This window comes from Acinetobacter sp. NIPH 1852, assembly GCF_022549455.1.
Classification (GTDB): domain Bacteria; phylum Pseudomonadota; class Gammaproteobacteria; order Pseudomonadales; family Moraxellaceae; genus Acinetobacter.
On record NZ_JAKZGG010000009.1, the window covers coordinates 102,082 to 115,405 of the forward strand.

At 40.8% G+C, this 13,324-nt stretch carries 14 protein-coding genes; 5 read left to right on the forward strand and 9 right to left on the reverse strand.

Translation table 11 applies throughout. The features are described 5' to 3' along the window. Positions 1–55 precede the first annotated feature (55 nt). Positions 56–1,768 carry an electron transfer flavoprotein-ubiquinone oxidoreductase gene (locus tag MMO38_RS09205; protein ID WP_004668450.1) on the forward strand — a complete coding sequence of 571 codons (1,713 nt, stop codon included), beginning with the start codon at positions 56–58 and terminating at the stop codon, positions 1,766–1,768. An 82-nt stretch (positions 1,769–1,850) separates the two neighbouring features. Here MMO38_RS09205 and MMO38_RS09210 read toward each other — a convergent pair whose 3' ends face one another. The 5 genes from MMO38_RS09210 to MMO38_RS09230 all read right to left on the reverse strand — a co-directional run bounded on the left by MMO38_RS09210 (position 1,851) and on the right by MMO38_RS09230 (position 4,655). Then, a complete protein-coding gene (locus MMO38_RS09210; protein WP_121929787.1) occupies positions 1,851–2,042 on the reverse strand; it encodes a zf-HC2 domain-containing protein in 192 nt (63 codons plus the stop codon). Further along, on the reverse strand, positions 2,036–2,653 hold the full coding sequence (locus MMO38_RS09215; protein ID WP_121929788.1) for an RNA polymerase factor sigma-70: 618 nt from the start codon (positions 2,651–2,653) through the stop codon (positions 2,036–2,038). The genes MMO38_RS09210 and MMO38_RS09215 overlap by 7 nt, the downstream gene beginning before the upstream one ends. Position 2,654: 1 nt before the next feature. Beyond that, a complete protein-coding gene (locus MMO38_RS09220; protein WP_241323321.1) occupies positions 2,655–3,404 on the reverse strand; it encodes a putative DNA-binding domain-containing protein in 750 nt (249 codons plus the stop codon). Next, on the reverse strand, positions 3,401–4,267 hold the full coding sequence (locus MMO38_RS09225; RefSeq protein ID WP_241323322.1) for a DUF692 domain-containing protein: 867 nt from the start codon (positions 4,265–4,267) through the stop codon (positions 3,401–3,403). Before MMO38_RS09225 ends, MMO38_RS09220 begins: the two co-directional genes overlap by 4 nt. A 79-nt stretch (positions 4,268–4,346) precedes the next feature. Then, complete coding sequence (locus MMO38_RS09230; RefSeq protein ID WP_241323323.1) at positions 4,347–4,655, reverse strand: hypothetical protein; 309 nt, start codon at positions 4,653–4,655, stop codon at positions 4,347–4,349. Positions 4,656–4,818: 163 nt separating this feature from the next. Between MMO38_RS09230 and MMO38_RS09235 the strand changes: the two genes are divergently transcribed. Beyond that, positions 4,819–5,433 carry a DoxX family protein gene (locus tag MMO38_RS09235; protein WP_241323324.1) on the forward strand — a complete coding sequence of 205 codons (615 nt, stop codon included), beginning with the start codon at positions 4,819–4,821 and terminating at the stop codon, positions 5,431–5,433. A 119-nt stretch (positions 5,434–5,552) separates the two neighbouring features. Here MMO38_RS09235 and tusA read toward each other — a convergent pair whose 3' ends face one another. Beyond that, the gene (tusA, locus tag MMO38_RS09240; RefSeq protein WP_004668436.1) at positions 5,553–5,810 is read right to left on the reverse strand and encodes a sulfurtransferase TusA; all 258 of its coding nucleotides are present in this window, start codon (positions 5,808–5,810) and stop codon (positions 5,553–5,555) included. A 175-nt stretch (positions 5,811–5,985) separates the two neighbouring features. On the opposite strand from tusA, the gene MMO38_RS09245 reads away from it, so the two are divergent. Both MMO38_RS09245 and lnt read left to right on the forward strand, forming a co-directional pair. Continuing rightward, complete coding sequence (locus MMO38_RS09245) at positions 5,986–6,825, forward strand: CBS domain-containing protein (protein ID WP_241323325.1); 840 nt, start codon at positions 5,986–5,988, stop codon at positions 6,823–6,825. Further along, entirely contained in the window at positions 6,822–8,381 is a 1,560-nt protein-coding gene (gene lnt / locus MMO38_RS09250; RefSeq protein ID WP_241323326.1) for an apolipoprotein N-acyltransferase, read from the forward strand. The genes MMO38_RS09245 and lnt overlap by 4 nt, the downstream gene beginning before the upstream one ends. 53 nt (positions 8,382–8,434) lie before the next feature. Here the strand turns inward: lnt and MMO38_RS09255 are convergent, their stop codons facing one another. From MMO38_RS09255 to gspF, 3 genes are all read right to left on the reverse strand, one after another. After that, entirely contained in the window at positions 8,435–8,779 is a 345-nt protein-coding gene (locus MMO38_RS09255; protein WP_241323327.1) for a hypothetical protein, read from the reverse strand. 265 nt (positions 8,780–9,044) lie between these two features. Then, on the reverse strand, positions 9,045–9,653 hold the full coding sequence (gene gspG / locus MMO38_RS16655) for a type II secretion system major pseudopilin GspG (RefSeq protein ID WP_277602838.1): 609 nt from the start codon (positions 9,651–9,653) through the stop codon (positions 9,045–9,047). 8 nt (positions 9,654–9,661) lie between these two features. Next, positions 9,662–10,867, reverse strand: a complete 1,206-nt coding sequence (gspF, locus tag MMO38_RS09265; RefSeq protein ID WP_241323328.1) for a type II secretion system inner membrane protein GspF — start codon at positions 10,865–10,867, stop codon at positions 9,662–9,664. A 199-nt stretch (positions 10,868–11,066) separates the two neighbouring features. Between gspF and MMO38_RS09270 the strand changes: the two genes are divergently transcribed. Continuing rightward, positions 11,067–13,307, forward strand: coding sequence for a primosomal protein N' (locus tag MMO38_RS09270; RefSeq protein ID WP_241323329.1), 2,241 nt, complete (start codon positions 11,067–11,069; stop codon positions 13,305–13,307). The last annotated feature ends 17 nt before the right edge of the window (positions 13,308–13,324 follow it).

The following is a 13,324-nucleotide window of genomic DNA, read 5'->3' on the forward strand; positions in this document are numbered from 1 at the left end:
CAGCACCGAATCACAATATTACGGTTGCCACCCCTAAAAATATGAGGAGTCCTACATGGAACACATCGAACGTGAAGCGATGGAGTTTGACGTAGTGATCGTAGGTGCAGGGCCTGCGGGTTTATCTGCTGCGATTAAAATTCGTCAATTAGCGATTGAAAACAACCTACCTGACCTTTCTGTTTGTGTTGTTGAAAAAGGCTCTGAAGTAGGTGCGCATATCCTTTCTGGTGCTGTACTTGAACCACGTGCCATGAATGAATTGTTCCCAAATTGGAAAGAAGAAGGTGCGCCACTCAATGTCCCTGTGACTGGCGACGAAACTTATTTCTTATTGTCTGATACTAAATCACAAAAGATGCCGTATTGGATGGTTCCTAAATCAATGCATAACGAAGGGAACTATGTTATTTCTCTCGGCAATGTGGTGCGTTGGTTAGGTCAAAAAGCTGAAGAATTAGAAGTATCAATCTTCCCTGGTTTTGCTGCATCTGAAATCCTTTACCACGAAGATGGTACAGTAAAAGGCATTCAAACTGGTGATATGGGCATTGGCAAAAATGGTGAGCCAACGCATAACTTCACACCAGGCTATGAATTACATGCCAAATACACTTTGTTTGCTGAAGGTTGCCGTGGTCATCTCGGCAAACGCCTGATTGCAGGTTTTGCACTGGATCGTGATGTTGACCCACAGCATTATGGCATCGGGATCAAAGAACTTTGGGAAATCGATCCAGCTAAACATAAAGAAGGTTTAGTGATGCACGGTGCTGGCTGGCCATTGTCTGAAACTGGCTCTGCTGGCGGTTGGTGGTTATATCACGCTGAAAACAACCAAGTGACCTTGGGTATGATTGTCGATCTTTCTTATGAAAATCCACACATGTATCCGTTTATGGAAATGCAGCGTTGGAAAACTCATCCAGTCATCAAACAGTACTTAGAGGGCGGTAAACGTATTTCTTACGGCGCACGTGCTGTAGTCAAAGGCGGCTTTAACTCGCTACCTAAATTGACTTTCCCAGGCGGCTGCTTGATCGGTGATGATGCTGGTTTCTTGAATTTCTCGAAAATCAAGGGCTCACACACTGCCATGAAGTCAGGCATGTTATGTGGTGAGGCAGTATTTGAAGCGATTGCTGCGGGTGTTGCTAAAGGTGGTGATCTTGCGATTGCACGTGTAACTGAAGGCGACGATCACTTTGCCAAAGAACTCACCGCTTATACTGAAAAATATGACAATTCTTGGTTAAAAGAAGAGTTATATAAAGCGCGTAACTTCGGTCCTGCGATGCATAAGTTTGGGACATGGGTGGGTGGTGCATTTAACTTTATCGACCAAAATATCTTTAAAGTGCCATTTACCTTGCATGACTTAAAACAAGATTATGCAACACTAAAAACAGTAGATGCCACAACGTTCAAACCGAACTATCCAAAACCAGATGGCAAGCTTACTTTTGACCGTTTATCATCCGTATTTGTATCGAATACAGTACATGAAGAAAACCAACCGGCTCACTTAAAGTTGACCAATCCTGAAACACCAATTCAGGTTAACTTGCCGAAGTGGGATGAGCCTGCACAGCGTTACTGCCCTGCTGGTGTGTATGAAGTCATGGAAAATGATGATGGTTCTAAGCGTTTCCAAATTAACGCTGCGAACTGTGTTCACTGTAAGACGTGTGACATCAAAGACCCATCACAGAACATTACTTGGGTAACACCTGAAGGTGGCGGTGGTCCGAATTATCCAAATATGTAATTCCTTGCGAAGCTTTAGCCGCTTCTCATACCCGAATATGTAAGTACTATAAAAGCCTCAATACGTTGAGGCTTTTTATTGTCTAGTCGTTTTTCACTTCATCAACTTTTTTAAATTCTTTAGTAAGTAGGCTTAATATTTTCATTTGCTTTCCAAAACGACGACATGAACGGCACATCATTACATGGAGTTGCAAAGCACTTTGCTCTTTAAATACCAATTGCCTATCCTGCTGTTCAGAAAGTAATTGCGTCGCTTGTCGACAAGTCAACATGAGCAATCCTCCTTGAGTAACCATTTATTTTCCAAACACTCACGTAACCTTGCTCGGCTACGGTACATCAAAACATTAAGATGAGAAGTACTGAGTCCTAGCTTTGCGCATATTTCATCAGAACTCAGTTCAATCATCTCTCTCAACATAAATACTTGCGCATACTTCGCAGGCAAATGATTTAAACAGGCATCAAGAACAACCCAAAAATCATGCTGCTCCATCATTTCCTCAGGACTTTGCCATGCTTGAGGTCTTTCGGATTTGTGCCAGTGCCCAGCAGCGTCAAATAATGCATCGACACTTAGCTCACTTTCATCATCATTGAATAACTCACTCATTGTAACGAGGCGAGTCTTTTGCCGAATTAAATCAACAATCTTATTTTTTAAAATCGCAAATACCCAAGTTTTAAAAGCAGCACGGCCAGAAAAAGATGCAACATGCTGCAAGGCGCTCAACAAAGCTTCTTGAACTACATCCTCAGCTTGATGAAATGATGCGAGTTGTAAAACTGCAAATTTCATCATTTGCTGTCTAAGATCAGTTAAATATTCTGTATTTTTTAATTGCTGATTCAAATCAACATTTTCAACTGAGGCTAGAGACATTTCAATCCTCGGTCATCGAGTTTTTGGGCATATCAATCAACTCCAACTGAGTTAATAAATCGGATAAAGTATTAACTTGTAAAAGAATTTCATGTGATGACAAATCAGGGAGTGTTGCACTTATAAGCTCGCAAAGCTCAAGCTCAGATAAAGGCTGTTGATGTAGTTTTTCAATTAAAAAAGCAAATAATGGTGAAAGCGTTTCGACACAAACCTGATCTTTTTGATTTCTCCATACCATGATTGCACTTGGATCTTGCTCAAGATCAGTTTGATTGAGTGCCCATCGATAAACTGGATATTGATATACCAAAACCCAAACTTGAGTTTTAAATTGCCATACAGGTGCCTGAACACATTGCTTCTCTGAGATTTCTAAAGTGTCTAAATAAAGCTCTAGCCATTCATATTGTAGTAATTCAGCGAGCCAAGGATAATCCTGTAAAACTGGATGCTGCTGTTCGCTTAAATATTCTCTAAATTGTAGTGAAATCTCATTATAGAAGGGCGATTGATTTATAGATTTTCGAAAAAATTCGTCTAAAAGACATTGCCACGTTTCTTTTGGCAATATTGATCGCGCAAGCGGATAAACTAAGTCAATAAAAGAACTTACATTATTAAATAATAATTCTCTATAAACACGCATACGCTCAGTTTCAAAGGATTGAGGTATTGGCTGTTTGGGATCGCGTATCCAATTACAAAATGCGTGTTGGCTATCTTGAAAAGACTGGAGTTTATTATTCATTTTATATCCTCATAATCCTGTTCAGCATGATGTTTTAGACAATGACGACGTAAGTAAAAATTGTTTTGTATGCTTTGAATCGTTACAAGCTCATCTTGTAATTCTTGCCATGTCGGAATATTAAAATCACGTTCTAATAATGTCGGCTTCACACCGTGTTGTTGATAAGTAAACTCCAACAATTCCCAAACTGGATCACCAATCTCTGCCCCATGTGTATCAATTAATAAGTCATCACTCACTTGCTCATGACCAGCAATATGCAAATATCGGATGCGATCTCGGGGCATCTTTTTGATAAACTCATAAGGATTGCTCTGATGATTAATACTGTTAACGTAGACATTGTTTACATCTAAAAGTAATTCACAATCCGACTGCTTAATGACTTCAGCAACAAACTCTGCCTCACTCATTTCAGCATGCGGCATCAGATAAGTTGAGACATTTTCAAGCACCAACTTTTGTCCAAGGATATCTTGAACACGAAGAATGCGTTCTGATACATAGCGCACTGCGTCTTCAGTCATCGGGATCGGTAATAAATCATATAAATAGCCACCATCATTGGTATAGCTTAAGTGCTCTGAATAAGTACTTACCTGATAGCGTTTTAAAAATGTTTTTATCTGTTGAATAAATTCGATATTGAGTGGATGTGGGCCACCAATCGATAAAGACAGACCATGACAAATCAAAGGTGCTTTTTCTGTACATTGTTCGAGTAGCTTTGCATGTCGACCGCCAAAGTTCATCCAGTTCTCAGGTGCGACTTCTATAAAATCAGGATATTGATCCGCCTGTAAAAAGGTATCAACAAAATCACGCCTTAAACCTAAACCCACACCCGTTAAAGCCACCATGGAATATTCCTTATTGAATGATGCAAATCAAGATTAAATCGATTTGCATCACTCGTTAGTTTGTTGATTTTCGAGCAAACTATTTGGCAGCACCGCATTTGCCATCAGATGCTTTTTTATCAGCACCACATTTAGCATCTGTTGCCTTATGTTTTGCTCCACACTTTGCTTCAGCGGTTTTTTTATCAGCGCCGCATTTTGCCTCAGTCGTTTTATGTGGTTTTTTTGCCTTATCAGCGCCACATTTTGCTTCACCACATTTTGCATCGGCTACTTTAGTCACATGCGCTTCAGTGGTAGTCGATGCTGCTGAAACATTCGCTGTTGCACCAACCATCGAAAGTGCGACCAATGCAGCGACTGAAGTCATTGAGTTTAATTTATTCATTTTGAAGTTCCTTTTTGAGTCAATTTTTAAGTTTGTACTACGGTACATATCATTAGACGAGCGACCAATCCATTTATTACAGTTAAAACTAAAAAAATTATTGTAATAAATTAACTCTTCAAACGACTAACAATCATTGAATGCTATTCGGTGTGAAATTCGCATGAAGTACTTAATCAACTCAGTATTACAACGCTATCAAAAATACCTACAACACTTTAGACATTTTGATGGGATTGTTGCACTCGCGCTAAGAATCTATCTCGTTCCTATTTTCTGGATGGCTGGGCAAAATAAGCTCATGCATTTTAACGATACTGTAGCGTGGTTCGGCAATCCTGACTGGGGATTGGATTTGCCCTTTCCTACCCTAATGGCAATACTTGCAATATCTGCTGAACTGGGCGGCGCAGTATTATTAACACTTGGGCTATTTACTCGTTTAATCAGTATTCCACTGATCATCACCATGATCGTTGCGATCTTGACGGTACATCTTCCCAATGGTTGGCAAGCCATTGCAGATGCAAATGCTCCTTTTGCAAATGCACAAGTCATCGCATCTACAGAAAAATTAGAACGTGCACGAGAAATTTTACAAAGCTATGGAAATTATGATTGGCTGACGTCTAGCGGTTCATTCGTAATCTTAAATAATGGAATCGAATTTGCTGCAACTTATTTGATTATGTTGTTGGCTTTGATTGTTCTTGGCGGAGGTCGGTATTTTAGTTCCGATTATTGGCTATCTCGATATATTAATAAATTTAGAAAGTAAGAGAATGATACAAAATAGTCGCATGGCTTAGTTCGATCTAGCCATGCTGAGCATCAGAAATCGTTTGAAAAAACTCGGTTTTAAAACCTACTTTCAGATAATCTAAGGCAAAAGCTTATTTAACCTTTCTGCACCAAATAACGATATTCAGTATTGCTATGCTCATCTAGACTTTCTTCTTTGAGCAATAACTCATGTCCCAAATGCATACAAAACTTAGGGATATCCCATGATGTGGAAGGATCCGTTGCAAACACTTCAACGATGTCGCCTGACTTTGCTCTACGGATCGCCTGATGTAACATCATCACCGGTTCAGGGCAACGTAACCCTCTCGTATTGAGTTGAACAGTAGCTAGGTTTGATTGTTCAGACATCATAAAACTCAAATATTCTAATTTTCACATTTTAACATAAAGGGAAGATTTAGAAATCATCTACAAGTTTTGAAAAAACTGTACGTTTCTTGCATCGTTTTATTGATGCATATCTGCTTTTTCTTCGGTATGATGAAAATCATCTAATTGATATAGAGAGTCTTTAGGAAAGATCATGATCGAGGAATCCAGTCCGTCGTGGGGTATGCGCGGCCTAAGAAAATGGTTAGGTACTGCACCAGAAACCCGCGATGAATTACTCAAGTTAGTCCAAGACTCACGTCGCTTTTTAGAGCCAGATACTGTTGCTATGCTTGAGGGTGTTCTTGATCTGCCAGCAACAAAGATTCGAGAAGTCATGACCCCACGTACAGCGATGATTAGCTTACAAGAGGATGACCAATTACTTGATATCTTAGATGTCCTGATTGATTCAGCACATTCACGCTTTCCTGTATTTTCAGCAGATCAAACTGACAATGTTGTCGGTGTTCTACTCGCAAAAGACCTTTTACCTTTTTTAACTGATCGCAATGTTAAAGTGGATATTAGCGCCTTAATGCGCCAGCCAGTTTTTGTCCCTGAAAGTGCGCGTACCGACCAAGTGTTGCGTATGCTCAAAAATACACAAACACATATTGCAATTGTGATTGATGAGTATGGTTCAACGTCTGGTTTAGTGACGCTTGAAGATATTCTTGAAGAAATTGTGGGTGAAATCGAAGACGAGCATGATATTGCAGACGAAGAAGCTCTATATATCGTGCCAGACAATGATCCAACCACAGCCAATACATGGATCGTTCAGGCGCTTACACCAATTGAACATTTCAACACAATTTTAAATGCTGATTTTTCTGATGATGAAGTTGAAACTATGGGCGGCCTGCTGCTACAAGAAATCGGTTTAGTCAGTGATTTACAAGGTCAAACCATTGAGCTTGATGACTGGCAATTTACCATTATTGAAGCAGATGCACGCACTATTCATCTGATTCGAGCTGTCCGTTCATGAGAACATATTTTGAAAAGCTGTTAAATCCTTCTCAACCGCAAAAACAGCTCCCCTTTATCGTTCCACTATTGATTGCACTCATATCGGGTGCAATCTTTAGTTTGGCTCTTGCACCTTATTATTTTTGGTGGTTGGCAATTTTGTCACCCGCATTGCTATATGCGGTGTTACGCCAACGTAGTCCTAAACAAGCTTTCGTTTTAGGCTGGGCCTATGGATTCGGTTTATGGTTTGTTGGGGCATTTTGGCTCTACACTTCAATTCACGTCTATGGCGACACCAGTGCGATTCTAAGTGTGCTGATGATCGTCGTTATGGCGTTGTTGATGGGATTATTTACCGCCCTACAAACATGGCTATATCGTCGTTTTTTCCCAGAAACTCCCCTGACTTTTGCGCCAATTTGGGTCTTGTTTGAATGGGCTAAAACGTGGGTATTTACTGGTTTTCCATGGTTATTTGCAGGCTATGCCTTTACTGAACGACTCTTAGATGGCTATGCACCATTGTTTGGTGTTTATGCTGTTTCATTCGTGGTGATTGTACTTGCTTGTGCCTTGGTCGAGATTTTAAATCGACGTTGGTTTTGGGTGATTCCATCGGCATTATTGGTTTTAGGTGCATGGGCTGTCGGATATATTCAATTCGTACAACCTAAAGCCGCTAAACCGCTCAGTGTTTCGTTGCTTCAAGGGAATATTCCACAAGATCTTAAATGGTTAACTGAATACCAGATCAAGACCCTCGAAATTTATGCAACGCTAACGCGTAAAGAATGGGGTCGTGACCTGATTGTTTGGCCTGAGTCTTCAATTCCGCTATTTCAGACAGATATTCCTGAATTCTTAGCGGCAATGGATACCCAAGCCCAAGCATCAGGTAGTGCATGGGTCACAGGGATTCCATATTGGGATATACCTAAATCACAGCAAGTTGGTGAACCTCAGTACTACAACAGCATTATGGCATCTGGTAGCGACTCTTCTGGTTTATATAAGAAACAACGTTTAGTTCCATTTGGTGAATATATTCCTTTATCAGGACTGCTGAAATGGGTACTACCCGCCATGCAAAATGATGTCAGTATGGCTGGTTTTTCTCGGGGTGAAGCGAATCAAAAACCCTTAACGGTGAAAGGACATGCTTTAGCTGCGGCGATTTGCTACGAAGTTGCCTATCCAAACCTGACACGTCGTAATGCATTGAATAGTGACTTTCTCATTACAGTTTCTAATGATGCGTGGTTTACCGGTACAGCAGGACCTTGGCAACATTTGCAAATGGTACAAATGCGCGCCAAAGAAAATGGTCGTTGGTTTATCCGTGCCACCAATACAGGTGTTACTGCGTTTATTGACCATCATGGTCATATTGTGAAGCAAGCGCCAGTCGATCAAGAGTTTGTGCTACGTGGCGATTTACCCGCCATGCAAGGGCAAACGCTATATAGTCGTTTAAGTGATTACCCGATCCTGATCTTTTCAGTTCTTTTACTGATAATGGGTTGGTTCTATCGTCCTCGCAAGGTGGATGTTTCGTTTAAGTCACGGCGATAAAATAAAAAGAGCGTTTTAAAATAAAACGCTCTTTTTATTTGAATCAATAAAAATCAAAATACCAGTGATAATTGCACACTTAAATACGCGACTAAACTGGATAAAAATAACATCGGAATATAGCGATAGGCTTTAAACAAAAGCTGCTCATAATTAGAAATGAATGCTTTATTATCCCAAACACTGGTTTTCAAAGCACTTAAAAAGCAAAGTACAAACCAAGCACTCAATAGACTTAGTGCAAAAAAGCCAATCATGATTTGGCTACTGCCTTCTGTTGTTTGCCACAGATTTAATGCCGTTTGACTAATCGGCAACAAGCTTAAAATGAGCAACACAGATTTAAGCATGGCCCAATGAAACTGATTCAGTTCATCCAACACAAAAAAAGCTTTCATCTGCGACCTCCCCATATATCATATTTATGATTTAGATTTATTATGCAAAGCTTTGAACTAAAGGAAAAGACTATTTTCATGCATAATTTCTTTTTCTTGTAACGATTAAATATGGGAATAATTCTTATTATAACTATCAAATAATCAGTATTTTATTATATTTTTACATTTCAAATATTTAGATTATATTTTAGAATCAAGAAACATTATCACTTCACTCTTGATTTATTTAGTGATTGAATGAAGTGATATCTTGAGTTAAAAATTATGGCTGATAATAAATATCCGCATCATTGCCTTCACCACCTTCTTTACCATCCGCACCAAACGAATATAAATCAAATGAACGACCTTCACGGCCTGGTATTACATATTGCAAATCATTTTCCCAACTGTCTTTCGGATAACCACCTTTAACATAACCACCCGGTAACCAGTTTTTTGCAGATGCTGGTTGATTGACCAGTGCATCTAAACCCCCATCCTGCATTGATGGGTAACGACCATTATCTAATTTATATTGATCCAATGCGCCAGCCACACCTTTTAACGTAATACTGGTGGTATCTACTTTGGCTTTTTCACCACGCCCCATCACATTGGGTACGATCAGTGCCGCTAAAACACCTAAAATTACAATCACCACCATTACTTCAATGAGGGTGAAGCCTGAACGAGGGTTAACAAAGTGCAACTTTGTCCGAGTGCAAGATGGAGAGCTTTGCTCGGAGTGGGCACGATTCATTCCTTGCGAAGTAGTACTTCTCACGCTCGAACGTGCCGCAAGACGAGAAACTGTGCTTCGAGTAGCAGAATTCAAACCATGTTCAACATTGTGTTTATTCATTAAATTATTCATTTTCATCTCAAACATCAAATTTCCTAGATCATATTATTCATATTAATAATTGGCAACATAACCGCAATGACAATCACCAAGACAATCGCTGCCATAAAAACCAGCATCAAAGGTTCAAGTAACGCCAACATCGTTGATATAAATGTGGTGACCTCGCGATCCTGCATCGTAGATGCACGGTCTAACATACGATCCAATTCACCTGATGCTTCACCACTTCGGATCATTTGTACCATCATTGGTGGAAAATAACCGCATCGCTCTAACTGCGTTGCCAAATTACCACCTTCTGTTACACGTTCCATTGCGACTTGAATCGCATCACGTACCACCCAGTTATTGCTCACTTCTGCACCAATGCGCAGTGCTTCTACTAAAGGTACGCCTGATCGAGTCAGAATAGACAGGGTGCTGGCAAATCGTGCCGCATTTATACCACGCGAAAGTTTACCGAATAATGGCAATCTGAGCGTTAATCGGTCAAATGCATAGTGCCCTGCTGTGGTTCGTAAAAAACGTGTGAATAATACAATGACAATAAAAGCCAACAGCAATATCCCAATCCATGTTTGCTTGATGAATGCACTCGCTTTCATCAACAACACCGTAATCCATGGCAATGCTTCTTTACTCTGCTCAAAAGTCTTCACAATTTCAGGAACCACATAGGTCATCAGCCCCATGACGATCGCAAATGACATCAGCATCAGAATAATCGGATAGATCATCGCACCCTGAATTTTCTTTTGCATGGCAAAACGATTTTCGGTGTAATCAGAAAGCTGATCTAAAATCAGATCTAAATGCCCTGAACGTTCACCTGCTGCTACGGTTGCGATATAAAGTTCAGGGAATCGTCCTGATTGTTGCATCGCTTGTGCCAGCGAATGACCTTCCATGACTTTTGAGCGCACGGATGACAGTAAGTTTTGCACATGCGATTTTTCGCTTTGTTTACTGACCGCACGTAATCCTTCTTCAAGTGGAATACCTGCAGCAACCAACACCGAAAGCTGACGGGTCATTAAGGCTAAATCATAAGCACTAAAGCCTTTTTTAAACCATGCGTGCTGTTGCTGTTTATCTTTTTGTTCAACGGTTTCAACCGCAATCGGCGTCCATGCTTTATCTCGTAACTGTTGACGAATTTGACGTGCGGAATCTCCCTCAAGCACACCTTTGTGTTGCTTTCCAGAAGCATCAATAGCAGTAAATTGATAAGCTGGCATGGTTCTGTTCTAATTGTCCAAAATGTTGTTGTTAAGCTGCGTCCTTGTAAGGGATGAGAAGCCAAAGTATCGTAATTCATCTTAGGTCGATTGACCTTATGCATAGCACTGTAGCACAGGGCTGATCGATATTTCATTCATGTCTTGCTTTATCAGCTAAAATGATCCAAACAAGGTATGAGATCGTACCATTTAACACATGAATAAAGCCGATATGCCTACTGAAAATTCTAACGCTATTCTTTACCGTATTCGAGTCGCTATACCTGTATTTGTATATGACATCTTTGACTACACAGTCAGTGCCGAGCAATATGCACAGGCACAGGTAGGCGCACGCGTTGCAATTTCTTTTGGTCGACAAAACCTTGTTGGCATTATTACTGAAAAAGTTGATCCTAACGAGCCATTTACAGGACAATTCAAGCTTAAAGCCATCACTGAACTCCTTGATCAGCAGGCCATTATAGATCAGCAAGTTTTAACTTTGGTGACATGGTCAGCGCAATATTATCAATTCCCCATTGGCGAAGTCATGCAAAGTGCTTTGCCCACATTATTGAGACAAGGACGTGCTTTAGATATTCTATTTCATCAGTGGAGTATCGTGCCGCACGACAACCCTGATGCTTTATTAAAACGCTCTCAAAAACAATATGATGCTTACCAAGTATTAAAACTACATCCGCAAGGCACCACTGAAAATATTTTAAATTTGAGTGGCGTAGAATCAGCAACACTGAAAGCATTAGAAAAAAAGGGGCTGATTGAGTGTCGTCTTGAGCCGCATGATTTCACTCCAATACCGGTACAATTGGCACAAGTACCTCTCACCCCGAATGAAGATCAAAAGAAAGCCATTCAACAGATACTGAAAGCACAACAGCATTATCAAGCCTTTTTACTCGATGGCTTAACTGGTAGCGGTAAAACCGAAGTGTATTTGCAGGTGATGTATGAGGTGTTAAAACAAGGCAAACAAGTATTAGTACTGGTGCCTGAGATTGGTTTGACCCCACAAACCGTTGCTCGCTTTAAATCACGTTTTCATTGTGATGTGGCATTGATGCACTCTGGTTTAAATGATTCGAAACGCTTGCAAGCATGGCAACATGCACAAGCAGGCAAAGCATCAATCATCATCGGCACTCGCTCCGCGATCTACACGCCACTTCCTCATCTCGGCCTAATCATCTTAGATGAAGAGCATGACCTCTCCTACAAACAACAAGAAGGCTTCCGCTATCATGCCCGAGATGTCGCCTTATATCGGGGACATTTGCAAGGCTGCCCTGTGATTCTAGGCTCTGCTACACCAAGTATTGATAGTTATCATTTGGTGGAATCTGGAAAACTGCATTTGCTCGAACTCAATCAACGTGCTGGTGTCGCTGTGCTCCCGAAAATGCATGTAATTGATTTAAAAATTGCTAAGAAAAAACATGGTATCAGCCAAAACTTAATAGAACAGATCAAACTGACTTTAGAACGTAAAGAACAAGTGCTGATCTTTCTTAACCGTCGAGGTTATGCGCCGATTCTGATGTGTGAAAGTTGTGGTTGGCAAGCCAATTGCCCACATTGTGATGCTCACTTTACCCTGCACTCTCAGCCTTATCATTATTTGCATTGTCATCATTGCGGTACGATTCATCGACTACCTGATGATTGCCCTGCTTGCCAAAAGAAAACGCTCAAAACCATTGGTGCGGGCACGGCAAAACTTGAAGAACACTTACAAGAGCTTTTCCCTCATCACGAGGTCATTCGAGTTGATCGTGACAGTACCAGTCGTGTCGGAAGCTGGCAAAAAATTTATGATCGTATTCAGCAGAACAAACCTAATATTTTGTTAGGTACACAAATGCTGGCCAAAGGACATCATTTCCCTCATGTGACGCTGGTGGCGATTTTAGATATTGATGCAGGTTTGCTCAGTGTTGATCTACGTGCGCCTGAACGTACTGCACAATTGATCGTTCAAGTTGCAGGCCGTGCAGGTCGTGGAGAACATAAAGGTAGTGTTTATTTACAAAGCCTGCGCCCAGATCATCCCATGCTCACCACTTTGATTAAGCATGACTATCGGACTGTCGCGAAGCAAATGCTGGCAGAACGCAAGATCGCTATGCTGCCCCCTTATCGTTATACGGTGTTGGTTCGTGTGGAATCCAAAGATCGAGCATATAGCCAACAATTCTTAGCTGAAATCGCGCAGCAACTCAGAGCGATGGCTGCTGATCTAGTCGATATATGGGGACCGATCCCTGCCCCGATGGAAAGAAAAGCAGGACGTTTCCGTGCCCACATGGTGATTTTGTCTGCTGATCGGGCAAAATTGCATTTTTATCTGCGCCAATGGTGGCAACAAGTGGTACATTTACCTCGTCAACACCAACTCAGGCTGTCGATTGATGTTGATCCACAAGAGTTTAGTTAAATCATAAAATACAAAGG